The organism is Verrucomicrobiota bacterium (assembly GCA_016871535.1).
GTDB lineage: Bacteria > Verrucomicrobiota > Verrucomicrobiia > Limisphaerales > SIBE01 > VHCZ01.
In genome coordinates, this window is the sequence record VHCZ01000042.1 from 1 (window position 1) to 24664 (window position 24664).

The 24664-nt window shown below is 60.3% G+C and carries 17 protein-coding genes and 1 pseudogene; 9 read left to right on the forward strand and 9 right to left on the reverse strand.

Annotation, left to right across the window (positions count from 1 at the left end; translation table 11 throughout):
* Positions 1 to 310: 310 nt before the first annotated feature.
* Positions 311 to 1228 carry a response regulator gene (locus FJ398_08000; protein MBM3837894.1) on the forward strand — a complete coding sequence of 306 codons (918 nt, stop codon included), beginning with the start codon at positions 311 to 313 and terminating at the stop codon, positions 1226 to 1228.
* A 488-nt stretch (positions 1229 to 1716) separates the two neighbouring features.
* Here FJ398_08000 and FJ398_08005 read toward each other — a convergent pair whose 3' ends face one another.
* The 4 genes from FJ398_08005 to FJ398_08020 all read right to left on the reverse strand — a co-directional run bounded on the left by FJ398_08005 (position 1717) and on the right by FJ398_08020 (position 7526).
* Positions 1717 to 4962 carry a hypothetical protein gene (locus FJ398_08005; GenBank protein MBM3837895.1) on the reverse strand — a complete coding sequence of 1082 codons (3246 nt, stop codon included), beginning with the start codon at positions 4960 to 4962 and terminating at the stop codon, positions 1717 to 1719.
* Between the two features lie 999 nt (positions 4963 to 5961).
* Positions 5962 to 6813 carry a nucleotidyltransferase family protein gene (locus tag FJ398_08010; protein ID MBM3837896.1) on the reverse strand — a complete coding sequence of 284 codons (852 nt, stop codon included), beginning with the start codon at positions 6811 to 6813 and terminating at the stop codon, positions 5962 to 5964.
* Positions 6813 to 7298 carry a cupin gene (locus tag FJ398_08015; GenBank protein MBM3837897.1) on the reverse strand — a complete coding sequence of 162 codons (486 nt, stop codon included), beginning with the start codon at positions 7296 to 7298 and terminating at the stop codon, positions 6813 to 6815. Before FJ398_08015 ends, FJ398_08010 begins: the two co-directional genes overlap by 1 nt.
* 48 nt (positions 7299 to 7346) lie before the next feature.
* On the reverse strand, positions 7347 to 7526 hold the full coding sequence (locus tag FJ398_08020) for a hypothetical protein (GenBank protein ID MBM3837898.1): 180 nt from the start codon (positions 7524 to 7526) through the stop codon (positions 7347 to 7349).
* Positions 7527 to 7660: 134 nt separating this feature from the next.
* Here FJ398_08020 and FJ398_08025 point away from each other — a divergent pair, with 134 nt between their 5' ends.
* Positions 7661 to 8386, forward strand: coding sequence for a type II secretion system protein (locus FJ398_08025; protein MBM3837899.1), 726 nt, complete (start codon positions 7661 to 7663; stop codon positions 8384 to 8386).
* A 230-nt stretch (positions 8387 to 8616) separates the two neighbouring features.
* Here FJ398_08025 and FJ398_08030 read toward each other — a convergent pair whose 3' ends face one another.
* The 4 genes from FJ398_08030 to FJ398_08045 all read right to left on the reverse strand — a co-directional run bounded on the left by FJ398_08030 (position 8617) and on the right by FJ398_08045 (position 13648).
* Complete coding sequence (locus FJ398_08030) at positions 8617 to 9420, reverse strand: M48 family metallopeptidase (GenBank protein ID MBM3837900.1); 804 nt, start codon at positions 9418 to 9420, stop codon at positions 8617 to 8619.
* A gap of 67 nt (positions 9421 to 9487) precedes the next feature.
* On the reverse strand, positions 9488 to 9835 hold the full coding sequence (locus tag FJ398_08035; GenBank protein MBM3837901.1) for a hypothetical protein: 348 nt from the start codon (positions 9833 to 9835) through the stop codon (positions 9488 to 9490).
* Positions 9836 to 10385: 550 nt separating this feature from the next.
* Positions 10386 to 10673, reverse strand: a complete 288-nt coding sequence (locus tag FJ398_08040; protein ID MBM3837902.1) for a hypothetical protein — start codon at positions 10671 to 10673, stop codon at positions 10386 to 10388.
* A 143-nt stretch (positions 10674 to 10816) separates the two neighbouring features.
* Positions 10817 to 13648, reverse strand: coding sequence for a carbohydrate-binding protein (locus FJ398_08045; GenBank protein MBM3837903.1), 2832 nt, complete (start codon positions 13646 to 13648; stop codon positions 10817 to 10819).
* A 221-nt stretch (positions 13649 to 13869) separates the two neighbouring features.
* Between FJ398_08045 and FJ398_08050 the strand changes: the two are divergent.
* The 3 genes and pseudogenes from FJ398_08050 to FJ398_08060 all read left to right on the forward strand — a co-directional run bounded on the left by FJ398_08050 (position 13870) and on the right by FJ398_08060 (position 17256).
* Positions 13870 to 15285, forward strand: a pseudogene (locus FJ398_08050) (DEAD/DEAH box helicase).
* A gap of 834 nt (positions 15286 to 16119) precedes the next feature.
* A complete protein-coding gene (locus FJ398_08055) occupies positions 16120 to 16797 on the forward strand; it encodes an ATP-dependent DNA helicase (protein ID MBM3837904.1) in 678 nt (225 codons plus the stop codon).
* A 54-nt stretch (positions 16798 to 16851) separates the two neighbouring features.
* The gene (locus tag FJ398_08060; protein ID MBM3837905.1) at positions 16852 to 17256 is read left to right on the forward strand and encodes a hypothetical protein; all 405 of its coding nucleotides are present in this window, start codon (positions 16852 to 16854) and stop codon (positions 17254 to 17256) included.
* 356 nt (positions 17257 to 17612) lie between these two features.
* Here the strand turns inward: FJ398_08060 and dusB are convergent, their stop codons facing one another.
* Positions 17613 to 18719, reverse strand: a complete 1107-nt coding sequence (dusB, locus tag FJ398_08065) for a tRNA dihydrouridine synthase DusB (GenBank protein MBM3837906.1) — start codon at positions 18717 to 18719, stop codon at positions 17613 to 17615.
* 333 nt (positions 18720 to 19052) lie between these two features.
* Here dusB and FJ398_08070 point away from each other — a divergent pair, with 333 nt between their 5' ends.
* The 4 genes from FJ398_08070 (at position 19053) to FJ398_08085 (ending at position 24584) form a co-directional block, all read left to right on the forward strand.
* Positions 19053 to 20579 (forward strand): YifB family Mg chelatase-like AAA ATPase, encoded by a 1527-nt coding sequence (locus tag FJ398_08070; GenBank protein ID MBM3837907.1) that lies wholly within the window; start codon positions 19053 to 19055, stop codon positions 20577 to 20579.
* 49 nt (positions 20580 to 20628) lie between these two features.
* The gene (locus FJ398_08075; GenBank protein MBM3837908.1) at positions 20629 to 22200 is read left to right on the forward strand and encodes an HAD-IA family hydrolase; all 1572 of its coding nucleotides are present in this window, start codon (positions 20629 to 20631) and stop codon (positions 22198 to 22200) included.
* Positions 22201 to 22273: 73 nt separating this feature from the next.
* Positions 22274 to 22498: a DUF433 domain-containing protein gene (locus FJ398_08080; protein MBM3837909.1), complete on the forward strand. Its 225-nt coding sequence runs from the start codon at positions 22274 to 22276 to the stop codon at positions 22496 to 22498.
* Positions 22499 to 22844: 346 nt separating this feature from the next.
* Positions 22845 to 24584, forward strand: a complete 1740-nt coding sequence (locus tag FJ398_08085; GenBank protein MBM3837910.1) for a hypothetical protein — start codon at positions 22845 to 22847, stop codon at positions 24582 to 24584.
* Positions 24585 to 24664 lie beyond the last annotated feature (80 nt).

Genomic DNA, 24664 nt, shown 5'->3' on the forward strand with positions numbered 1-24664 from the left:
TTTGCCTGGGGCTGCGTTGCTCCTCGGTCACAGCCCCACTGGCGGGGGATGCTCGCTCGTCGCGCCTTGCCCCAGGCCAAATTGGGCGCAACGAACGTGAGCGTATTTACGAAACGGACCACTAAGGCTTGTCCCAACGGAGAATGCCCAATAATGACGCGGGTTCCGATAGGATGGGAGAATTTTTAGCTGTCATCCCAGTGGCCGATTTGGCCAAGATTCGGTCGTTATGAGGCCTTTTGAGGGCTAGTGCTTTGAGGCTCGGCGGCGCGTCGTCGGCGCGGGAGTCGCCGAGTGCCTCCTGAAGCCTGTGAAACAGTCCACGCTTCTCCAGAGCGTGGAAACCGCGCTCGGAGGAGCCGCCGACCTTGCGCGAGCGCCGAGGCTCGATGAACCGGTCGCGGAAACACCCTTGCGAGGCGCCGCCGCGGGCAAACATCGCCTGCTCCTGGTTGAAGACAATCCAGTCAACCAAAAAGTCACCCTGAGTCAGTTGCGCAAACTCGGCTACGGCGCTGAGATCGCGGGCAATGGCATCGAGGCGCTCAAGGCGCTGGAATACGCCCATTACGACATTCTCCTGATGGATTGCCAGATGCCGGAGATGGATGGCTATGAAACGACGCGGCGGATTCGGTCCGGAAGCCAGCCGCAACCGTACATCATCGCGTTGACCGCTCACGCGATGCAAGGCGCCCGCGAACGGTGCCTGGAAGCGGGGATGAACGATTACCTGCCGAAACCTCTGAAGACCGCCGACCTCGCCGCCGCGCTCGAACTGGCCAAACTCGCGCTGCAGAACCCGACCGGCTCTTCCGCAGTCGCTTCTCTCGAAAGCTCCGGCGCCGAGAGCGTGCCGGTTTCGAGCGGCTCCAGCCTGGTCCGCGACGAGCAATCGCCGATCGACCCCAGGCCGCTTCATGACCTTGCCGCCAACGACCCGGAGCTTTACAACGAAGTAGTCGAACTGTATTTATCCGACACTGAGCGTGCCATCAACGAACTCCGCCAGGCGGCCCAAGCCGGCGATCCTGATGTGATCCGGCGCGTGGCCCATCGGCTCCGAGGCGCAAGCCTGACCTGCGGCGCGGTCGCTTTGGTCGGGCCCTTGAACCAGTTGGAACGAACGGACTCGAAAGAGGAACTGGCCGACGCTCTCCGGTTGGTGGACCTGACGGTCGAGGCGTTTGCCCGCGTTCGCGAGTTCTTGAAGCGCCGCCGCGTTTAAGAACTCTGAAATACGGTTTCGACGTTGCAGGATCGTAGCGCCGAGTTGCACTCTGCTGTATCGCGGAATTGCATTCCGCATGGGTTCGACAAGTTGCAGAGCTCTGCAGCTCGCCGACGCGCCGCCGACTGCAAGTCGGCGATGCGGCAGAGTGCAACTCTGCGACGCCGAAAATCCTGGTCGTGGCGCCTGCCCCGCACCGCGCCGGTCTTCCAGTCATTTCGTCCAGGATCGTGATCGCACGAGACCAAGGGAACTTCCCATGAACCGTTCCTCCGGACCGTGGCCTTTAGGCGCCTTTAGGCCGCTTCAGCGCTGGACTCCGGAGAGTGCGCGGAAGCAGCCTAAAGGCTGCGGTCCGCACGGTTTTCGGTTCATGGGCGATGTGCATGGCCTTGAGGCCAAGAAAGCTTCCCATGCTTTTCCAGGAAAGAAAAAGAGACCGGAGTTGCCTCCGGTCTCTCGTTGCGAATCCAAGCTTGGGTCAACTACTTCTTGATGCGCCCGAACAGCGTCGGAGCGCCGGCGGTCGGAGTGAGCTTGTAAGGACTCGTGGCGCCTGGCACGTCCTGCCACGGCCCGGTCACAGAAGCCGCAGCCTGCAGAGTTCCGCCGCCAGTCCATTCAATCGAGATGCTGCCATCCGCGTTTCTCGTGAACTTCGTGAATTTCGGAGCTTCGGCCGGAGGTGGCGTGGCGCCGCCCGGGATGGTCGCGATGAGTTCCGCGCCGAAGACCATGTCCGAACTGCTGCCGCCGGACTGATGCACTTCGGCGGCCAGGACGTTGTCGCCCGGCAGCAGGTTTGTGATCGGAATGTCGAAGGGCCCTTCCCAGGCATTCTCGTGGCCGCTGGCGTCGGTCTGGAAGTTCACGTCTCCGGTGATCCCCAGGCGGTTGATCTCGACGCCGTTCAGGTAAATGACGACGCCGTCATCGACGGCGTGGCGCAGCTTGAGCTTCGCGCCCGCGGTGCTTGCGGCCGGGAAGTTGAAGTGCGTGCGGAAGTAGAATGTGCGCACGTACTCGTTGTTGTCGTTGAAACGGCTGATCGGCGTCCGGATCGGCTCGACCGTCGTGGTGGTTTCATCGGCGATCAACGCTTTGCCCTGCGGCCACTTGCTGTCGTCGTACTTCGGATCGCGCCAGGCCGTGCCCAGGTCGGCGCCGGATCGGTCGTAGCGCCAGGTCGTTTTGTCATCGACTGCCACGAGGGTGACGGTGGTCGTCGTGACCGGAACCGATGCGACGAGTTCCGCGCCAAAGACCATGTCTGAACTGCTGCCGCCGGACTGGTGGACTTCCACCGCGAAGACGTTTTCTCCCTGCACGAGAAGATTCGCTGGAATGTCGATGGGCCCTTCGTAAGCATTCTCATGGCCGCTGGCGTCGGTCTGGAAATTTACGTCCCCGGCCGGGATGCCAAAGCGCAGGACTTCCGTCCCATTGAGATAGAAGACGGCGCCATCATCGACCACGTGGCGCAACTGAAGTTTTGCCCCCGTCGTGGCTCCCGAAAAACTGAATCGGCCCCGGAAGTAGAACGTGCGCACGTACTCGTTGTTGTCGTTGAAACGGCTGATGGGAGTGCGAATCGGTTCGACGGTCGTGGTGGATTCATCGGCGATCAGCGCCTTGCCTTGCGGCCACTTGCTGTCGTCGTACTTCGGCTCTCGCCAGGCCGTGCCCAGGTCCGCGCCGGACCGGTCGTAACGCCACAGCGTTTTGTCGTCGATGGCGAACAAGGTGATCTTTTGCACCTGGCCGCCGACCGAAATGGTGATGGGGGCCGAATCGGTGAAGATGCCGGCGCTATCCGTCACGCGCGCCGAGACAATGTGCGCGTCTTCTTTCAAGTCAACCAGCGTGATTGAATACGGGCTGCTCGTGGCTGTGCCCAGCAATTTGCCCTGTTCGAAGAATTCGACTTTGGTGACGGTCTTGCCCGCCGCCGGCGTTGGGGAAGCCACAAAAGTCACCGGCGCTTTCACGGCGAACGCGGCGCCGTTGTTCGGGCTGCTGATCGAGATGGTGGGAGGCGTAAATGTTCCTGGGGCCGCGAGCGTTTCCAGAACCGCGCCTTGAATATAGGGGAGGGCCCGAGGCACGGCAGAATTTCCGACTTTTCGCCATGCCACGTCGCAATAGTCGCCGCCGCCGCCTTCTTTCCAGAGCGCGTAGATCGCATAGCGCTTTCCCGCGGTCAACGAGACCGGTGCGGAAGTCTCCGTCGCGCCGGGTTCCTCAAATGCGCCGCAACAGCCGGTTTCCTCGGCAATCGAGACGGCGTTGGCCGGATTGTCGTCGGGGCTGAGGAACAATTGCGAGGCATCGTCGCTGCGGAGGAAGAACTCATATTGGGCAGTTTCCGCCGGGACGATCCAACCGGAAATCCGCCCGCCGTAGCTCTCGTGCGAACTGTCGGGGAAAACCAGGCGGCTCGTGAATTGCGACACATAACCCACGATGTCCGGGCTGCCCGGATACTTCGGATCGTCCAGGAGGCCTTGCACGGCGTTGCCGCCAATGCCGGTGTAAGCCTCGAACTTCAGTCCCCCTCGCACGTAATCGAAGGCCGAGAACGCTTTCTTCGTGTCCGCCGCGCTCGTCAAGCCGGCGGTGTCCGCGATGTTTTTCACGGTCAGGTTATAGTTCGCGCCGCGCGTTTGCTTGCTGGTGGTCAGTTTCACCGTGGTCGGATTCACCAACGCGGCTGCAGACACCGTCAGACCGCCGTCCAGGGAATAGTTCGCTGCCGCGCCGGCCGAAGCCGCAGTCACGGCTTCCGAGAATTCGACGGTCACGCTGTCAAACGTGTCGCTGCCGAGCACGCTTTTGATCGTCGGCGGCGTTTTGTCGGCCGAGACAGTCAGCGTGGCCTCGGAGCTGTTGGCCGTTGCGCCAGGGATGGAAACGACGGCGCGGATCTTGGCATTGTTGTCGGACGCCGGCAGCGGGCCGAGGCTCAGGCTCGCGCCGGTCTTGCGCGGGATGAACACGCCATTCTTTTGCCATTGAATCAGGAACGGGGATTCTGTGCCGGTGGCTTCCACGGAGAACGTCACCGTGTCATTCTGCGCGGCAGTGGCGTTGGCAGGCTGTTTGGTGATCGTAACCGTCCCTTTCGCGGGGAGACTGACCGACAGGAACGCCGCGGGAATTGGCTGCAAGGACGAGGCCGGGGTCGAATCGCCCACCTTCCGCCAGGCGACCTGGCAGAAATCGCCGCCGGTGCCTTCTTTGTAAAGCGCCTGGATGGCGTAGCGCTTGCCGGCTTGCAGTTGGACGGGAGCCGAAGTCTCGGTCGCGCCAGTTTCTTCAAACCCGCCGCAACAGCCGGTTTCCTCAGCGATTTGCTGGAGGTTGGCCGGGTTGTCGTCCGTGCTCAGGAACAACTGGGATGCGTCGTCACTGCGGATAAAAAACTCGTATTGACCGGATTCGATGGGCGTGATGAAGCCGGAGATGCGGGCGCCGAAGGCCTCGTGGCTGTCGCTCGGATAAACCGTGCGGCTATCGAAGGAAGGCATGTACAGGACTTCGTCCGGTTTGTTGGGATACTTCGTTGTTTCGTCGAGAAGGCTCTGCACCGGATTCCCCGTGATGCCGTTATAGGCCTCAAACTTCAGGAATCCGGGGATGTTGACCTGGGCCTGGGCTTGGGAGACGGCCAAGCTCAACCCGGCCAGGAGCAAAACAGAAACGAAGAGTTTCTTACGGATTAGTTTTGTCATAGTGCTGTTTGTCGATGGTCGGTTTTGTGATTTCCGTGCTGTGTGTAGCGGAGAGTAGAGAGACTCAAATCGGGTTCAAACAATTTCCGGAATGGCTAAGTGGTCATGGACATAAATACGATGACGTTCGCGGCAAGGGATTTTGCGGCCAGACGAGGCGCGAGCGACGAGCATACCCTTCCGCGGTCTGTAAGGAGCGAGCCACAAAGTCTGGCCGCAAAAGAACTGCCGCCCTCCGGGTTGCGCCGAATTTGGCCAGTGGCTTCGTTGCGCCTCGGTCACAGAGCTTGCTGGCTATGCTCCCCCGTCGCGCTTCGCCACAGGCCAAATTGGACGCAACGAACGTCATCGCATTTATGCCCATGACCACTAAATTCTCCTTCTCTGGTGATTGAGTAGCCAAAGAAAGGAGTGGGCAAAGCCCTGTGTTCAACGTCGCCATGCGCCTGTGTGGTGCTCAGACGGGGCGTTCGTTCCTCCGGTTACAGAGCTGCGCGATGACTTGAAAGCCATGAACCTTCCGGGTAGAGCGAGCCAGTCCCAGCGAGCCGATTCAGACGTGTTCCAAGCACGTCGAGCGGGTCGCCGGGACGGACTCGCCCTGCCGGGTTCATAGGGCGAGAGCATGGTGATCGGACCAAACTGGCCTCCCATGAACCGACCAAGTTCCTCCATTCTAAGTTGACAATTCAGTCCAAACCTCACGCAAAGATCGCCAACCCCGCAAAGGCGAGCGGCTTCATCCGTTTTCTGAGAGAAGTGGCGGCTCATCTCCAGTGACTTGAAGAAGATCCGCCAAGACCACTTTCCTTGGCGTTCTTTGCGGCCTTTGCGTGAGGCTGATGCAAGAACGCAAATCCCGACTGAATTGTTGGCGAACCATCACGGCTTCTTCCGCAACCGATAAAACTGCTGGGGCGCGGTGAGGGGGCCCGCATATTGTGGCTGCGGCGTCCGCCGCGCTGGGCAGAGCGGTGAACGTTCTTGCCTCGCCAGGCATCACTGTCCCGCAAGGCGAGCAAAAATCCGGTTCGCTTCTTCGAGGGTTTCCTGGGAGCCGATGTCGTACCAGAGGCCGGGCACGGTCCAAGTGTGTACCGGGACGCGCTGATACAACCACTGGATCAAGCGCCCGGGCTGATCGGGGTTGTTTCCTTCCCGGACGTACTGGCGGATCAACGGCAGCGCGGTCCTGGGATAGTAATACAGCGCAATCCCGCTGAGCGTGTTGGTGGGCAGTTTCGGCTTTTCTTCGAAGAGCGTGATCCGCGAATTCTGATCCACATTCACGACGCTGTAACGCCGGACGAGTTCCAGATCGCCCACGTCGCGCACTCCCAGAACTGGCGTGTTTTTCTCGCGGCAATACGCGCCGAAATCTTTCAAATCGTGGCTGAAGAGGTTGTCGCCGGCCACGACGATCAAGTCGTCGGAGAGCTTCTCTTGCTCCAGGACAAAGTGGATGTCCCCGATCGCGCCCAGCTTGTTTGATTCGCCGGTAGAGCGATCATTCACGATGGTGATGGCGAGCCGGGTCTTGGGTACTTGTTGATCGGCGCTCCGATCCCGGATGGGGATCTCATCCCGCCGGTCGGTGGGGCAGACCTGCAGGTCTGCCCTACCGGGTTCCTTGGACGAAAGCTGATAATTCCTCGCCCAGTTCTCGAATTGGCTGAAGAACTTTGCATTCGTCACGACGTACGCGCGATCCAGCCCCTTGATGGCGGCGAGGTTGTCCAGCACGTAGTTGATCATCGGTTTGCCCGCGACCGGCAGCAGCGGCTTGGGCTGGGTCAGTGTAAGCGGGTAAAGCCGCGTCGCGTATCCCGCCGCGAGGACGAGCACGTTCATCAGCGGACAAATTGCTCGACGTAATCCGCGCCCAGCCCGACCTGGGCGAAATGCTTTCGCGCCATCTCGATCTTCGTGTGAACATCGTCGTAATGGGTGGCGACGCCTTGTTCGTTCACGTAAATCAGCGCGCCGCTCACGTGGAACAATGTCATCATCTCTCCTTCATCGACCACCAGCGTGTGAACTTCGCCCGGCGGCTCGAAGATGTACATGCCTTCGCGCGCGACCCAGTCGTGTTCCAGGTACCGCCAGGAGCCTTTCAGCACGTAGCCGTGGACGGGCGCCGGATGGCGATGCCGGTTGAGCATGCCAGATTTCCGGACGCGGAGGACATTGACCCATTCGCCATTGACGGTGTTGAAGAGCAGCGGACGGAACCAAACGTTTGGCGCCTGCGGCACCCAGAGCCGCTCGTCGTCCGGAATGACCGTCGCCACGGCGTCTGCGACGGTCTTCGTTGGCGTGGTTGAGGTTTTATTCATGAATGAATCATCCTGGCTGGTTCATGCGACGCGCGCGCCCGCGATTTTCTAACTGTGGATCAACTCCAGTTCTTGCGTGATCAGGCTTTTCACTTCCAGAAAATGGCTTTCGTCGTCGGGATCGAATTGTTTCGATCGCGCGAGGCCCAGGTAATAATTGAACTGCTTCCAGCACTCCAGATGATTCTCCAGTTGATCGATCAACTGATCCAGCTTCTTGTTGCTCATACGCGAAGGAATAATTGGAACGTCACAACAGGCCAGTGGCCTGTTGCACCCCCACGAGCAGTTCGTTTCCAAAAAGGGGATTGCCAACTGGCAGCTCAACGCAGACATTAATCGTGACTCAACTCGTGCGCCTTATGAAAAACCGTGCCTTCACGCTCATCGAACTGCTCGTCGTCATCGCGATTATCGCCATCCTGGCCAGCATGCTTTTGCCCGCGCTCAGCAAATCGCGGCTCAAAGCCGAGCAATCGTATTGTCTGAACAACATGAAACAAATCGGGCTGGCCGTCGCGATGTACGCGCCGGACTTCGATGAGCGATTTCCCTTGTGCAAGAATTGGGGCCGGTCCTGGGGCGACAGCTACCGGCTGCGCAACGATAACATGTGGATGCCGGAGTTGCTCGAGCCGTATCTGGGCAGAAATCAGGCGAAACCGACGAACTATTCCGCGTCGAAAGTTCCCCAGCCCACGCGCGGGACGTTCGCCTGTCCCACCGGCATCCGAACGAAAGATCTTGTGGCCCCGCGACTGCAAAATTTCATCCGCGACAACGACCACGTCAGTTATGTCTGGAACCACATTTATCTGAAGAAGGACAATTCCACCTATGAAGAGAAACGTCCGGTGAGCGGCCGCCGCACGGAAGACGTCGGGAGCGCGTCGCGAGCGGTGCTGGTCTGGGAGATGCCCTACTGGACTCCGCTTCTCTCCGCGCATCGGGACGCGCTCAACCTGGTGTTTGCCGATGGCCACGCCGCTCTGGAAAAGCGCAAGCTGGACGAATTCGACTGGTGGGCTTACCACAGCCGCCGGGGCTGGGAGGACTCGGACCTGACGGGGAAGACGCAAAAGCAGTAGGGCAGGCATCTTGCCTGCCTGGACGGACTCGAACTGAACTTACGAAAAAGTCAGAGCAGATTTCAAAAGGAGAAACCTTGGGTTCTTCGTTTCCTTTGTTTGCTTCTGTTTTTACAAAAGGCAGCGAAGAGAACAAAGTAAGCGGGGAGTTGCATCGGGTGACCGTCCTCAAATCCAAATCTTGAGAGGTCGGTGCGGAATTCACCCCCGATTTCATGGGGAACTTCGTGCTATCGCGCTTGCGGGCGAAATTCCGCTTTCGCTCTGGGCAAGAGTTCCTTGATGTGGCGGATGCGGTCGGTGGTGACAGGGTGAGTTCGCAGAAACCAAAGCCCGTGGTCGCTCCCGCCCGTCGCGGCAGCAAAGCGTTCCCAAAATGCAACGGCGGCTTCCGGATTGTAGCCCGCGCGGGCCATGTAAATCAGCCCCATCGCGTCCGCTTCGGATTCGTTTTGCCGGCTGTGCGGCAAGGCCACGCCCAGTTGGGTCCCGAGTCCGTAAACCATGGACATGGCGGCTTGCGTTTTTGGATCGGATTTGGCCAGGCTCATGCCCAGGACTTGCCCGCCGAGTTCGCGCAACAGGGCTTCGCTCATGCGCTCGGCGCCGTGATGCGCCGAAGCGTGGGCCACTTCATGGCCCAGCACTGTAGCCAGGCCGGCTTCATCTTTGGTGATCGGCAGGATGCCGGTGTAAACGCCGATCTTCCCGCCGGGCAAACAAAAGGCATTCGCTTCCTTGCTTTCGAAGACCACGAATTCCCATTGCGCGTCCGGCAAGTCGTTCGCGGCCGCGGCCGCGATGCGCTTGCCGACCTTTTGCACCAGCGCGATCGCCGCGGCGTCGCGGCTGACGGGCACTTCCTTCTTCATCTGTTCGAAGCTCGACAAGCCCAATTGCATTTCCTGCCCCGGCGAGAAGAAGTTGAGTTGTTTGCGCCCGGTGATGGGCACCGTGGCGCAGCCGTTGAAACCGAGAAAAGCGGGAAGTGAAAGCGCGAGGACCCAGGCAAATCGGCTCAATGATTTTTGCATGGGCGCAATAAATCACACCGCCGCGCACTCGACAATCCGGACTCTAACGGGTTACCCAAGCCGCGGCTTATTCTCCCACGTAGGACGGCGGCCTGTATTCGACGATGTACGTGATCACCTTGTACGCGATCAGGACGAAGGCGATGAGGAGGACAATCTGGAAAGGGGTGATCTTGGGGTTGCGCCCGAAAACGCGGCGGCGCACGCGGCTCCACATCGAACGGTGCAGGCGATGGCCGCAATACCCGCAACGCGAGGCGGAACGCACGGTCGAATGCCCGCAATTATGGCAGGAGATGTAGAGACGCGAGCCGCACTGGACGCAATGGTTCGTGCCGGCGGCGTTGGCCTGGCCGCATTTGGCGCATTCGACCGGCGCCTTGCCTTTTTCTCCGGTCTTTTCGGTTTCAGACATCGGAGCGAGTCATGCCACGCAATTCACGAGTGCTGTCAGCGGGCTGCGCAGGAGGAACGCGCTTGAACCCGCACACTTTCGAGGACGGGCGCTTTCGTAACTGAAGCGCCGGGAGGTGTCAAACCCAAGAATGGTTGAGTGCTTTCTCCCTCTCTTCCCTGCCAGGGAGAAGAGGGGCCGGGGAGAGGAAGGCCGTCCTTATGGGTTGCCCCTTCCCATGAACCTGCGTTGGTTTGTAGTCCCGCCTTTAGGCGGCTCCGGCGCTCCGGACAGGCTGAAGCCTGGACTACGAACCGTGCGTGGTTCATGGGCCGTGGGCATGGTTCTGAAACCAACGGAGCTTCCCATGAAGCGTGTCTTCGGACCGTGGCCTTTAGGCCGCTTCAGCGCCGAACTCGAGAGCGGGGCCGGAAGCAGCCTGAAGGCTGCGGTCCGCGCAGTTCCCGGTTCATGGGCCATGGGCATGGTTCTGAAACCAAGGAAGCTCTCCACAATCCTCTCCCCACTCACGCCTCGCGGGGAGAGGATGAAGACTCCCAATCAAGGCCAATCACACCGAATCCCGAATCACCCACGGCGTTCTGTAGCTCGGCCGTTTGAGGAATTGATTCGCTTCGGGTGTCCTTGGAAATGTCTCCGTTTTCGCGTCGAAGGCCAGCTTGGTGTTGCCCATGCGCCAGGCGACGTTCGCCAGATGGCAAAGCAGGATTGGATCAAATCGCGCGCCGCCTTGACGTATGGCGCGCTCCGGCTTTGCATGCCGACGGTGACGACGCGTTGGTACTTGCGCGCGGCCTCGACCATCTTGCGGCCTTCCCAGGCGATTGATGGTTTTCATGGGATTTCAGATGCAAGATGAGGCTCCGCGGGAGCGTCGCCCCACCCACCATTGTTTGGCACTGACATTTCAATTGAGGGTGCTGCGCCGCCGCGCAGCCCCACCGGGACCAGAATAGGAAACGGACCACGTAGGTGGCACCGTCACTGTTTGAGTCGATAGAATTTCCGCGTCCCACTCAGCGCGATTGTCTTCGGACTGGTTCCTCCCACGTCGGCCCACGGACCGGTGACGTCGTCCGCGCCTTGCAACGTGCCGCTTCCGATCCATTCGAGTATCAGGTTCCCGGCCTCGCGGCGGAAGTTGGTGAACTTGGGTTGACCGGGCGGCGGCGCGGTCGCAGGAACGAAGGCAAGATAATCCACATCCAAAGCGCCGGGCAGAACCGTGAAGCGCAGAGTTCGCTCGCCGGTGAGGTTGACGGTTACGGGTTTGCCCTCGTCGTCTTTCAACTGCACGATGTGCCACACGTCCCAATTCCCCGTGGCTTTCGCCTTGAATGTCCCCAGCTTGACCTTGGTTTGCGCGGCCGTCGTGGCGCCACCGGTGATCTCGGCCAACTCGCCCGCTTCGTCCGCGCCGCCAGAAGCGAGGTGCGCATAGACGTTGTAATCCTTGGCCGGTGTAGGAAAGGCTCGCGTGTAATTGTACCAATCGCCTGCGTCGTTCCAGCCGACCACATGATTGACTTCGATACTGAACGAACCCCGGTCCAGACCCGAGGCCGGTGGCGCGGCAGTGTCTCCGAATTTTCCGGCTTCGACCCCTGTTCCCGGACGATATACCGCCTGCGCGCTTCCTTTGTTCACTTCAAAGTAATCGATTCCCAAATCCGATCCGTCGCCGAGCGTGCCATCGACTCCATCGCCAAGGTCCTTGTACGCGCCACCCGGATACTTTCCCGTCATCCCAATGGGTTTGTCTTTGATGTATTTTCCATGGCCGAAGTTGAAATCTTCCGCCTCGATGAACAGCGTGCCGGCCGCAAAGGCTTTCTCCGTGATCCGCGTTGAAAAATCCCAGCTCACGGTCCGGGACACCGGAGGCGTGCTTAAATCGGCGTAAGTCAATGTGACCTTGTGCTTCGATCCTTCGGCTAACACGCTCGCGAGAGTCGCCGTCGCGGTGGTGGTGTCGCCGGACTTCGACGCGACCGTTTTAAGCGGCGCGCCGTCGAGCGTCATCGTGACGGTGGCAGGGTTGATTTTGTTGGAACCGTCCACGAACACCGCCTTGATCGGGCCTGTTCCAGATTGGTCTTGAGCGCCGACGCCCGGCGTGACCGAGCTGATATAGGCGGGGGGGGCGCCGGCGGTCGGGCGATAGGCTTTGATCGCGGCTGGGTCACTCGTATCGTTAATCAGGATCTTCTTGTTATCCGGCGTCACGCTGAACCATTCCACCGCCGAGTCGCCCCCGCCCTCCTCGTAAATTAGGCGGAACGGATACACGCCCGCCTTCTCCACGACGAACGTAAAGGTCGTATCGGCGACGCCGCGGCCGCCGTCGAACTGGCCGAGCCGTGTCGCGAACTGGTCGCGTGGGTCGCCCGAAAAACTGGAGACGCGAAACCCGTCGTCGCTGTTCACGCCCATCTTCACGGTGCCGGCGGGCAAGCCGAGGTAAGCAATGATTTCCAGAGAGTAATTATCGTCGTTGGTGCCGTCGTTCGCGAGCCCGGGCGTGTTTTGCGTATCGTTGTTGGTGAAGCTGCCCTGGCCCCCCGTGTTCCAATAATTGATCGTGCCGGTTTCATCGAAATAATCTTGCCCGTATTGCCTGGTTTTGAACATCGAAGTGTCGGCCTGGTTGTCGCCGTGCAAACCCGCCAGTTGCTCCTCGGTCCAGGCCAGATTGTTGGGTTGCCCGGTGGATTTCCAGGTGCGAACCAGGAACCCCTTCTTGCTGGTGTCTGGCGTGACTGCGGCCGAGACCGGGATGACGTTGTAGTTTTCCACGGTGAAGGACCATTCTTTGGTGAAGTTGGTGTTCTTATCATCTTTGTAGGTCACCTTCGCTTTGTGAACCGAGTTCGGGGCGAAGATCTGGGCTGGCACGTAGCGGACCGTCGTGACTTCAGCTTGTTTCGTCGAAGTCCCGGTCACGGCTGAGCCGTCCAGTTCGAGCGCGACGGAATTCGGCGCCAATTTCGTCGTGCCATCGACAAAGATGACGCTGATCCCCAGGTCGTAGCGAGCGGCCCTGGAGTCTGGCGAAGGCGACACTGAGGCGGTCAAGGGTTCCACCGGCGCCGTCGTGGTCGTGATCGGAGTGTCCGCCGGAACCAGCACCGCTTTGCTGATCAGCGTGCCGTGGTTCGCGAACCCCGAAGCATCATTGACCACCCCGTTGACCGCTTCATCAAAGTGGTACAACGCGACCGTATCCCCGTCCGGGAGGAACGCACTCTTGGGGAGAGGATACCCGGCTTCGGTATAACGGACGACTTTTGAAATGCGGACCTCATCGACCAGGCCGGTGAAGATGCTGTGCGTGTCGCCGCCGCGGGTGCGGCGGCCTACTTTGAATGTGTCCGGCGAATCATTCAGGATCCCGGGCTTGTCAAACGCCTTCAGAAACTTCCCGTTGACGAAGGTGCGGATAGTGCTGCCGTTCCAGGTCACAGCGACGTGCGTCCATTTGTCCACCGGGACGTTTTCTTCGCTGTTCCACCATTCCCACGCCCCGCCTTTTGGTTGAACGGCGGTCTGGAAGGTCTCATCTTTGACGGCAATCTCGTAGGCGTCTTCCTTGTTCAGGATCATGTTTTCGCCTGTGTTGATCGCTGGCTTGACCCACGCCTCGACGGTAAAGGCGGTGCCCAGGTCGCCATCCAGGCTCCGGTGGTCGGGAGCGGCGAAGTAACTCTCCGGATCACCTTCGAGTTTCAATGCCATTTGAGCCGCATCACAGAAGGGAATCAGAGCCCCGACACTGCTCAGCAGGCAAAACGTCTTGAGGAGGTTGTTTTTCATAAACGGGAGGAGGTTTGGCGAAATAGGCACGCAGATTTTCCCTGCATGCGAGTCATCGTAAACTGAGTGTTTGGGTGAACGCCGGGACAGTAGGCCAGAACCCGGATCGGGTCAAGCGGAGGGGCAGACTCGGATTGCGAAGCATTGCCCATCTCGCGGGCGTGGCTACAATTAACCCGGCCAATCTGGCAGGACTGGCCGGAAACCCTTCGAGCAATGGCATGATCTCGGTTGTCGAACCGCAGCCCGCAGGCTCGGCCGATCTGGCCGCGCGCGTAGAAGCCATTTTTTCGCCGACCGGCCTGTTGTCGAAGGCGAGTAACTTCGAGTATCGCCCGCAGCAGCAGCAAATGGCCGTGGCGGTGGCGCACGCGTTGGAGCGCGGCGAACCGCTGATCGTGGAGGCCGGGACGGGCGTGGGCAAGAGCCTGGCTTATCTGATTCCTTCGATCCTCTTCGCGACCGCGAAAAAGAAGAAAGCCGTCGTCTCGACCCACACCATCAATTTGCAGGAACAGCTCACGCAAAAGGATTTGCCGATGCTGGAGAAGATTCTGCCGGTGAAGTTCGATTATACGATGTTGAAGGGACGGGGGAATTACCTGTGCCGCCGCCGCTTGCTCAAGGCCCTGCACCAGTCCGACAGCCTGTTCACAACGACGGAGACGGAGGAGCTGCGGAGGATTTGTGAATGGTCGAAGACCACGGAGGACGGCAGCTTGTCCGACTTCGAGGCCGAACCCGACTTCAAAGTCTGGCAACAGGTGTGTTCGGAGCGCGGCCTGTGTTCGCCGAAACTGTGCGGCCCGAATTCGGAGTTCGCCAAGCAACACGGCGCTTGCTTTTTCCAGCTCGCCCGCCGCCGCATCCTCGCCGCCGACGTGCTCGTGCTCAATCACACTTTGTTTTTCACCTTGCTCGGCACGCTGGAGGAGGAGGTGCAGGACGGCGTGCTGTTCAAGAATGATTTCGTGATTTTCGACGAGGCGCACACGGTGGAGCACGTCGCCTCCAAATACATTGGCGTCAGCGTGGCCAACGGACAGCTCCGGTTCGTGTTGCACCGCTTGTGGAATCCGCGCACGAAGAAGGGGCTGCTCAACGCGCTGCACCACGGCAAGTCCATGGCTCTCGTGGAAGAATTGCTGGACCGAAGCGACGCCTTTTTCGACGCGGTGGAAGAGGCTTGCGATGAAATGGCGCGGTCGGCGCAAGCGCGAAGACGCTTAAGTCCAGGTTCTCGCGGCGGTTTGAGTGACGACTCCGAGGCGGCGGCGAGCCGGTCCAGCCGTTCCTGGAGCGAGCTTCGCATCCGCCAGCCGGACCTGGTCCCGGATGAAATTACCCTGGCGATGCAGCGCCTGCGCGAATCCATCAGTGAACTCGTCAAATCCACGCACGACCGAGAGTCCGCCGAGGAACTCCTGGACTGCAACCGCCGGTTGGTGGACTTGCGGGAAGGCATCGCGGCTTTCCTGAGCCAGAGTTGCGAGGAACATGTGTACTGGGTTGAACGCACGGGGAAAACGCAGAAGAATCTCGCTCTCAATGCGGCTCCGGTCGATGTGGCCGGTTTCTTGCGCCGGCATTTATTCGGCGCACCCACTTCCGTCATCATGACCAGCGCCACCCTGGCGACCAAAGTAGGGCAGGCTTCCAGCCTGCCCCAAGAAAGCGAACCGTCCAAGAAAGGTTCCGGATCGAGTCCAGTCACACGCTCTATGGGGGCAGGCAGGATGCCTGCCCTACCTTTTACGCCGTTCGATCCTGACGCACCCGTGGCACGTTACGGGCGGCGCCTGCCGCATTGGCGTCAAGAAGGCTGCACTTACTTTATTACATTCCGATTGGCCGATTCGATTCCGCAAGAGAAACTGCGCCAATGGCAAAGCGAGCTTGAGCAATGGCTCAACGAGAATCCTGAACCACACTCGACCGCACAACGCGCCGAATACCACGAGCGTTTCACGGAACTCTTCCAGCAATGGCTGGATGCCGGTCACGGCGCCTGCTGGCTGCGTGATCCGGCGCGGTCTGAGATTGTGGAAAAAGCGCTCCGCTTCTTCGATGGCGAACGCTATCTGTTGGGGAATTTCGTGATCATGCCCAACCACGTTCACGCAGTCGTGCATCCGGTGCAGGGCCACGAACTGAGCGACATTCTGCACTCCTGGAAGTCTTACACGGCGAACAAACTCAACCAGGTGATCGGACGGACCGGGAAACTCTGGCAAGATGAGTCTTTCGACTGCATCGTGCGCTCGGCGGCGCAACTGGAGAAATTCGCGAACTACATCCGCGAAAACCCTGAGAAAGCTGGCTTAGCTCCGGGAGAATTCCGTGTCGGAGGTGGTACCGCTGTCGGCGGGCCGAGCTCAAAAGTAGGGCAGGCTTCCAGCCTGCCCAAGGAGGACTCTTCCCAAAACGTTCCCGTCCCGGGTGCTTCCACACCCGCCATCGGGGCAGGCAGGATGCCTGCCTTACAGTACTTCGCCAAGCGGGTGGGCGGGGAGGATGCTGCGGCGCTCCAGGTCGGGTCGCCGTTTGACTACCCGCGGCAGATGAAATTGTTCGTGGTCCGGAAAATTCCCGATCCGCGCGAAGACGGGTACGCCGGCGCGTTGACGCACTGGATCGAGCACTTCATCCGGATGACGCACGGCAAGGCGTTCGTCCTGTTTACCAGCTTCAAATTGATGCACGACGTAGCCGAGCGCCTGGAATCCTTCTTCGACCGGCTTGGGCTCGATTGCTTCGTTCAAGGGACCGGCCTTCCGCGCACGGCCATGCTTGAGAAATTCAAGGCCGACGTGAATTCCGTGCTGTTCGGAACGGACAGCTTTTGGCAAGGCGTGGACGTCCCCGGCGAAGCGCTCTCCAACGTCATCATCACCCGGCTGCCCTTCGCGGTTCCGGACCACCCGCTCATCGAAGCACGGATTGAAAAAATCGAAGCCGCCGGCGGCAATGCCTTCACCGAATTCTCTCTCCCGGAAGCGATCCTCAAGTTCAGGCAGGGGGTCGGGCGCCTCATTCGCGCCAAATCGGACAAGGGCATCGTGGTGGTGCTGGACAATCGGATTCTGACAAAGACTTACGGACGTTCGTTCCTCGACGCCGTGCCGAAATGCCCGCAGGAAGTGGTCTGACCGGCTTGACCGTTGCGCTTGTCATGTCGGGCGATTTCGCGCAAACTCCCCGGCATGTCGGAGATCGTAAAATTCGTTCATCGGGGCACCAGCCGGATCACTCCTCGCATTCTGAAGGGCATTCACAAGAAACTCCCGTTCTTGAAAGTGGAATTCGCCACCATCAATGCGCCGAAATTTCCGCACCTGGTGGATCAACTGGAGTTCCTGGCGGACATGGTGGAAGACTTTGCCGAAGGCGCGGCGGAGGACGTTCCTTATCTCACGACGGCCAGCGCGGCTTTTGCGCTGGCCTACGCGCATCGGCAGTACGATTTGATCCCCGACAAAGATCCCGAATTCGGCCACGCGGACGATTCGGCGATCGTGCGCGCCGTGCTGATCGAGCACGAGCGCTATCTGGCGGAGTACGCGGCCCGGCGCGGGCTCAACTGGGCCAAGATCACGGTGAAGCCTTAGAGCCTGTCTGAAAATTGTCTTCTGGGTGGAACAGGCCACCGGCCTGTTGCGGCGGGCTACCAGCCCGCCGGGCCTTTTGGCGGCAGGTTGCCGCCAAACACGGGCTGGTAGCCCGTTCCACCCATTTTTCAGACAGGCTCTTAGCCGTATCTGTTCAGTTCAACCACGAATGCACACGAATCCACACGAATTCGGACGGGATAAATTGGCGATCGAACTGGTCGGCAGCGAGTCACGAAAAGGTGGCCAGTGGCGCGGGCGTCGCGAAAGCGCCGGAACTCAATCCGATTCGTGTTCATTCGTGGTTGCTGACTGAATCTGAGTTCTCCTTTTCTGAAGCCAAAAACTGCACTCGGCTACCACAGCTCCACAGGGCCTTTCGGAACGGGAATCGCATTCCGCTTTGCCGCCTCGGGTGGGTCCATGAAAGAAGACACCAGCGGCGGAGGTTGATAATTCGGCTTCAGGTTTCCGTTGGCATCCAGGAATTGTTCGCGCCACTTCAGATAGTGGTCCAGGGTCGCGTAAAAATCGGCGCGCGATGAAATCGTCACGACGCGTTTGTTGAATTCGCTGGCCGGGCCGAACCGCTTCGCATACCACGGCGCAACTTTCCGGAACATCCGGCAGCCATGTTCTTCCCCGAAAACTTCCACCATCAAATCCAGATGCCGGCGCATGACGCGAATGCGTTCCTCGAACGCCGGCTCCGGCCGCAGTTCGCCTGTCGAAAGAAAATGATCCGTGTGCCGGAAGATCCACGGGTTGTAAAATGCGCCCCGGCCAATGCTCACGCCCGCGCAGCCGGTCTCGTCTAACATTTGTTTCGCGGCCTGCGGGGTGGTGATGTCGCCGTTGCCAATGACCGGAATCCGTTTCACCGCCTGGACCACCGCGCGAATGCCGGCCAGCTTGACCACGCCGCCAAATCCCTGTTCGCGCGTGCGCCCATGAACGGCGATCGCTGCGACGCCGACGTCCTCCAGCACTCGCGCCAGATCGGGCGCCGTCCAGTTCGCGTCGTCCCAACCCAGCCGCATCTTCGCCGTCACCGGAATCTTCACGGCCTCGACCATCCCTTTCACGAGCTTCGCCGTGCGCTCCAGATCGGTCATCATCGCCGATCCGCCGCCGATGCGGCAGACCTTGCGCACCGGACAGCCCATGTTGATGTCGACCGCGGAAATGCCGATGGATTCTAGATAAACCGCGGCGTCGCGCATCTCCTCCGGGACCGAACCGAACAATTGGACCGCCAGGGGCTGGTCCGCCGGACAACTTTCAATGAGCTTGAGCGCTTTGCGGTTCTTCTCCAGCAACGAGCGGGCGTTGACCAGATCGGTCGTGGCCAGAACCAGGCCGCCGAGTTCGCGCAGCGTCAGCCGAAAGGGCAAGTTGGTGTAACCCGCCAGCGGCGACAGAAACAAATTCGATTTAAGTTCGAGCGAACCGATGCAAAACATGCGGCGGGACTATGCCACAGCCCGGGCCGCGCTTCCAGCCTGTGCGCTCGAGGCTGCTGAAGCCAGTGCGTCCACAAGTTGTCGGTTCCATGAAGGCCCTGGCTGGGTGGAGCGGGCTACCAGCCCGCCTCGCGCGGCAACCTGCCGCGTGAAAGGTCGCGCGTAATTCCTTGCGATCCGTCCGGGACTGATCCGCGACCGTTCCGTCCGGCTGGTAGCCGGACGGCACAGGCAAGTTGCCTGTGCCACCGGCAACATGTGGATGCACCGTCTCTTTTGAGGCCGCAAAAATCGCATTGCTCTTGTGCGCGTTTTGCCTCATATACTTCCTCCATGCTCGCCAAGGTGTGTAGTGCAGCCGTCAACGGTATTGAAGCGTATCCGGTCGAAGTGGAGGTCAATGCAGGTTGGGGAGACACGGTCGTCGTCATCGTGGGTTTGCCCGACGCCGCCGTCAAAGAATCCCGCGACCGCGTCAGTACCGCGATTACCAACTCCGGTTTCAAATTCCCGCTCGGACGCTCGACGATCAATCTCGCGCCCGCCGACGTCAAAAAGGAAGGCCCCAGTTTCGATCTGCCCATCGCCGTCGGCATGCTCGCCGCGAGCGAACAATTCGAGTCCGGCCAGCTCGAAAACTTCGTCCTGGTCGGTGAACTCGCGCTGACCGGCGCGGTGCGCGCCGTCAAAGGTGTCTTGCCGGTCGCCCTTCGCGCCAAAGCCGAGGGCCGCCGTGGCGTGTTGGTGCCGACGGAAAATGCCCCTGAAGCCGCCGTCGTCGCCGGTCTGCAAGTGATCCCCGTCCAAAATCTGCGCGAGGCCATTTCCTTTCTCGAAGGCGAAGTGAACATTGCGCCCACGCGCGTGGATATCGCGTCGCTCTTCGCCGAACCGCTCGAGGACGACCTGGATTTCGCTGAGGTCAAAGGCCAGGAATCCGTGAAGCGCGCGCTGGAAATCGCCGCCGCCGGCGGCCACAACGTGCTGCTCATCGGGCCGCCCGGCACCGGCAAATCGATGCTCGCGAAACGGCTGCCCACCATTCTGCCGCCGCTCACGTTGCCGGAGGCGTTGGAGACGACCAAAATTCACAGCATCGTCGGGTTGTTGGAGCCGCGTCAGGCGCTCGTGACGCGGCGGCCTTTCCGCGCGCCGCACCACACCGTCAGCGACGCCGGATTGCTCGGCGGAAACGCGAACCCGACGCCGGGTGAAATCTCCATCGCGCATCATGGCGTGCTGTTCCTGGACGAATTGCCGGAGTTCAAACGCAACGTTCTGGAAACGCTGCGGCAGCCGCTGGAAGAAGGGCGCGTGACGATTTCGCGCGCCGCCGGTTCCATGACCTTCCCGTCGCAATTCATGCTCGTGGCGGCGATGAACCCAACGCCCGACGGAAAGATGCCGCACGAATCCCGCAGCTCCCCGCGCGAAATTCAGAATTACCTGGGCCGAATCTCCGGACCGTTGCTTGACCGCATCGACCTGCACGTCGAAGTTCCGGCGGTGCCCTTCAAAGAGATCGCCAGCGCCAGGACCGGGGAAACCTCCGCGCAAATCCGGGAGCGCGTCGTGGCGGCGCGGCGACGGCAGCAGGAACGGTTCGAAGCGCGGTCGCGCATCACGTGCAACGCGCGCATGAGCAGCCGCGACTTGAAAGTGTATTGCCCGCTCGACGAACGCACGCTGGAACTGCTGAAGAACGCCATGGACGACTTTCACCTCAGCGCCCGCGCCTACGACCGCATCTTGAAAGTCGCGCGCACCATGGCCGACCTGGCCGGCTCGCCACAGATTCTCTCGGACCACGTCTCCGAAGCGATTCAGTTCCGCTCGTTGGACCGCCAACTCTGGACGTAATATATCCTTTCGAGTCGCCAGCAGTGGCCGATTCTCGCAAGCTTCGTTGATGCCGCAACCGAACCAGATTCGCGCCGTCGTTTTCGACATGGACGGCGTGCTGACGGATTCCGAACCGCTCATCAACGAGGCGGCGGTTCGGATGTTTCACGAAAGGGGACTCGCCGTTCAGCCCGAGGATTTCCTCCCGTTCATCGGCACCGGCGAGGATCGCTACCTCGGGGGCGTCGCTGAGAAATACCGCTTCCCTCTCGACCTGGCCGCCGGGAAACGGCGCACCTACGAAATCTATCTGGAACTGGTGCCGGCGCGCCTTCAGGCGTTTCCCGGCGCGGTGAGTCTCGTCCAATCGTGCCGGGCCGCCGGACTCAAAGTCGCCGTCGCCTCCAGCGCCGACCGCATCAAAATCGAAGCGAACCTTCGCAAGATCGGGCTGCCTCCGGACCAATGGGACGCCCTCGTCTGCGCGGAGGACGTGAAATTCAAAAAGCCCGCGGCCGACATTTTTCTGGCTGCGGCGGCCAAGCTCCAAGTTGCGCCTTCCGATTGCGTGGTCATCGAGGATGCCGTCAACGGCGTGCAAGCCGCGAAGGCTGCGGGCATGCGTTGCGTCGCCGTGGCGCAAAGTTTCGGCGCGGAAACATTGCAGAAGGCGGATCTGATCAAGGCGCGGATTGCGGACGTTTCGATTGCCGAATTGAAGGGGGACTTGCCGGTGCCATCCCCACCCCTTCACCCTTTCCATGAACCGTCTTCTCGGACTGTGGCCTTTAGTCCGCTTCAATGCTCGCCTGCAGAGAGTGGGCCGAAACAGCCTAGAGGCGGCGGTCCGCGCGGGTTTCGGTTCGAGGGCCGTGCGCACGGCTGGGAGGCCGTGGAAGCTTCTCAGGAGGAGAATTTGGCCATCGAACCTTGGGGTTTTTGGGCGAGCCTGGGACTGACTTTGGTCATCGGCGTGGGAGTGATTCTCACGCAAGTGGCCATTACGTTTGCCTGGTTGTTCGTCGCGGGCTTGCTCGGACAAAGGGCGGCGTTGGAGGGCATCGAGTCGAACGGGCTTTTCCTGGCCGTGGCCACGTGCGCCACCGCGCCGGTCGCCATCGGGCTGGCCTGGGTGTTTGCCGCCGCTCGCCGGACGCTTCCGGTCTCGGATTATCTTGGGTTGAAGCCGGTGACAGGCCGCGCGTTGTTTCGTTGGAGCCTTGCGCTGGGCGCCGTCATGGTGGCGAGCGACGGCCTCACGTCGCTGCTGGGCCGCCCGATTGTGCCGGAGTTCATGCGCGACGCCTATCAAACCGCCGGCTTCGCGCCTTTGCTCTGGCTCGCGGTCATCGTGGCTGCGCCTTTGGGCGAAGAGACGCTCTTTCGCGGATTCCTCTTCCAAGGCCTGGCGCATTCGAGAATCGGCGGCTGGGGCGCGATCCTTTTGACATCCGCCGTCTGGGCCGCCATTCATCTGCAATACGACCTTTACGGCATGGCAACGATCTTCGTGGCGGGGCTGCTGTTAGGCTACGCGCGACTCAAGACCGGTTCGCTGTATGCGGCCATCTTCATGCACGCGCTGATGAATCTGATCGCCACGATCCAGGTCGCTGTGTGGCATCGGCTCATCGGGTGAATCCGAGAGTTGGCGCGCCACGAATTTGCGGCTGCTTCGGATCGGCGTTGGGATTGGGAATTAGAATTCCTACATGGACTATTCGAAGATCATTACGATTGAGCCGGGCAAGCGAAGCGCCAAGCCTTGTATTCGTGGCATGCGCATCACGGTTCAGGACATTCTTGAGTATCTGACCGGAGGCATGACCGAAGCGGAGATTCTAGAGGACTTCTCTGAACTCACCCACGATGACATTAAGGCGTGCCTGGCCTTTGCGGCAGATCGTGAGCGGAAACTTTTCGTGGCACCCGCGTGAAGCTTTTGCTGGATGAGAACGTCTCGGATCGTTCAGCAGATTGCTGACTTGTTTCCTGGTTCCACCCACCTAAAGGCCGTTGGCCTCAAGGAAGCCGACGATAGCGTTGTTTGGGCGTGGGCGCAGCAGCGTGGGTTTTCGATCGTCTCCAAGGACACGGATTTCTGCCAGAGAGCCGTTGTGTTCGGCTATCCGCCAAAGTTCATTTGGCTTCGGGTTGGCAATTGTCCGACGAGCTTGATCACAATCCGTCCCTACCGCTTCATGAGCAGAGTTGCCGCTTTGGCCGATGTTGACATTAGCTGGATGCCCGCCAAAAGTAGCTTGATCAATCGCGCTATCACAAATGAATCGCTCATCATCAACGCTGGTTTGTGTTCTGGCCGCCCTGGCTTCACCGAATTTTGCATCGGTCCAGGCGCAAGAAAAAGTGGACTTCACGCAGCACATCAAGCCGATCCTGGAAACAAGCTGTTTGAGTTGCCACGGGCCCGAGAAGCCCAAAGGCCGCCTTCGGCTCGACACCCGGAGCGGAGCGATCAAGGGCGGGGATAACGGCACGTCGCTGGTCCCCGGCAAGCCGGATGAAAGCCCGCTCTACAAGCTCACGATTTTGCCAGCCGACGACGATGCCTTGATGCCGCCCCCGTCCAAAGGCGGCCCCTTGCCCAAGGACAAGACCGAGCTTCTCCGCCGATGGATCGAGCAAGGGGCGGTTTGGCCGGACTCCATCACCTTGGCGGTGGCGCGGAAAATTGATTTCGTGAGAGATATCCAACCAATCCTCGAATTCTCCTGCGTGAGCTGCCATCGGGAAGGCCACGATGACGGCGGGCTGCGGTTGGACACGAAGGAATGGGCGTTCAAAGGCGGGGACAATGGTCCGGCGCTCAATCCGGGAAAACCACTGTCCAGCCCGCTTTATACCACCACCGTCCTGCGCTCCGATCACGAGTTCTTGATGCCGCCAAAGTCTAAGGGCGGCCCCTTGCCGGCGGACAAGTTGGACCTTTTGTGGGATTGGATCATGCAAGGCGCAGCCTGGCCGGACGGAATCAAGCTCGTTCCCCGCAAGGCCGAGCAAGCCGCGACCGAAGATTTGGAGACGGTGAACGCGATTCACCAGGCGATCCTGGCCAAGCTCGACGTGACGAACCAGACTCAGATGAAGATTTACACCGACAAGATTTCCGGAACGGACGTCACGTTCGACATGGTGCCGATCCTGGGCGGCGAATTCGTCATGGGCAGTCCGGAAAAAGAACGCGGCCGCAAGCCGGACGAAGGTCCGCAACACCGCGTTGCCATCGAGCCGTTCTGGATGGGCAAACACGAGGTGACCTGGAATGAGTACGAGTTGTTCATGTATCCGGAGGAAGAAAAGAAGATCCGCGCGCTCCGCCAATACAACCCGGCGCAATTTCCGGGCGCCGACGCCGTCAGCCGTCCCACGGCTCCGTACGTGGAGATGAGCTTCGGCATGGGCAAGGACGGTTTCCCCGCCATCAGCATGACGCAGCACGCGGCGAACAAATATTGCCAGTGGCTGAGCGCGAAGACGGGCCGCTTTTATCGGTTGCCCACCGAAGCGGAATGGGAGTACGCCTGCCGCGCCGGCACGACGACGGCGTACTTCTTCGGCGACGATTCCGCGAAGCGGGGCGATTACGCGTGGTTTGTGGACAACAGCGATGGCAAGTACCAAAAGATCGGCAAGAAGAAGCCGAACCCCTGGGGCCTTCACGACATGCACGGAAACATTGCGGAATGGACCCTGGACCAGCACGACCCGGATTACTACAAGCAGTTCGTGAGCACGCTGGCTGCGAGCCCATGGAACAAGGCGACCAAGCCATATCCGCACGTGGCACGCGGCGGTTCCTGGGATGACGAACCCGAACAACTGCGCAGCGCCGCGCGCCGGGCTTCGGACCGAAGCTGGAAGCAGCAGGATCCGCAATTGCCCAAGAGCATCTGGTATCTGACCGACGCCCAATTCATCGGCTTCCGCGTGATTCGGCCGCTCAAAGTCCCCCCGCCGGAGGAGCTATCTAAGTATTGGACAAGCGGCGTTGAAAAAGATTAATTTCGCGGGGTTCCAGGAAGCACCGATGGACTCGAATCCTCTTGACCCGGATCAACGTCAAATCGGTTTGTATGTGAGAC

Bases quoted from the DNA above. Each gene is read 5' to 3' on its own strand.
- FJ398_08005 (MBM3837895.1), bottom strand. From the start codon at position 4,962: ATGACAAAACTAATCCGTAAGAAACTCTTCGTTTCTGTTTTGCTCCTG.
- FJ398_08010 (MBM3837896.1), bottom strand. From the start codon at position 6,813: ATGAACGTGCTCGTCCTCGCGGCGGGATACGCGACGCGGCTTTACCCG.
- FJ398_08015 (MBM3837897.1), bottom strand. From the start codon at position 7,298: ATGAATAAAACCTCAACCACGCCAACGAAGACCGTCGCAGACGCCGTG.
- FJ398_08020 (MBM3837898.1), bottom strand. From the start codon at position 7,526: ATGAGCAACAAGAAGCTGGATCAGTTGATCGATCAACTGGAGAATCAT.
- FJ398_08025 (MBM3837899.1), top strand. From the start codon at position 7,661: ATGAAAAACCGTGCCTTCACGCTCATCGAACTGCTCGTCGTCATCGCG.
- FJ398_08030 (MBM3837900.1), bottom strand. From the start codon at position 9,420: ATGCAAAAATCATTGAGCCGATTTGCCTGGGTCCTCGCGCTTTCACTT.
- FJ398_08035 (MBM3837901.1), bottom strand. From the start codon at position 9,835: ATGTCTGAAACCGAAAAGACCGGAGAAAAAGGCAAGGCGCCGGTCGAA.
- FJ398_08040 (MBM3837902.1), bottom strand. From the start codon at position 10,673: ATGAAAACCATCAATCGCCTGGGAAGGCCGCAAGATGGTCGAGGCCGC.
- FJ398_08045 (MBM3837903.1), bottom strand. From the start codon at position 13,648: ATGAAAAACAACCTCCTCAAGACGTTTTGCCTGCTGAGCAGTGTCGGG.
- FJ398_08055 (MBM3837904.1), top strand. From the start codon at position 16,120: ATGCCTGCCTTACAGTACTTCGCCAAGCGGGTGGGCGGGGAGGATGCT.
- FJ398_08060 (MBM3837905.1), top strand. From the start codon at position 16,852: ATGTCGGAGATCGTAAAATTCGTTCATCGGGGCACCAGCCGGATCACT.
- dusB (MBM3837906.1), bottom strand. From the start codon at position 18,719: ATGTTTTGCATCGGTTCGCTCGAACTTAAATCGAATTTGTTTCTGTCG.
- FJ398_08070 (MBM3837907.1), top strand. From the start codon at position 19,053: ATGCTCGCCAAGGTGTGTAGTGCAGCCGTCAACGGTATTGAAGCGTAT.
- FJ398_08075 (MBM3837908.1), top strand. From the start codon at position 20,629: ATGCCGCAACCGAACCAGATTCGCGCCGTCGTTTTCGACATGGACGGC.
- FJ398_08080 (MBM3837909.1), top strand. From the start codon at position 22,274: ATGGACTATTCGAAGATCATTACGATTGAGCCGGGCAAGCGAAGCGCC.
- FJ398_08085 (MBM3837910.1), top strand. From the start codon at position 22,845: ATGAATCGCTCATCATCAACGCTGGTTTGTGTTCTGGCCGCCCTGGCT.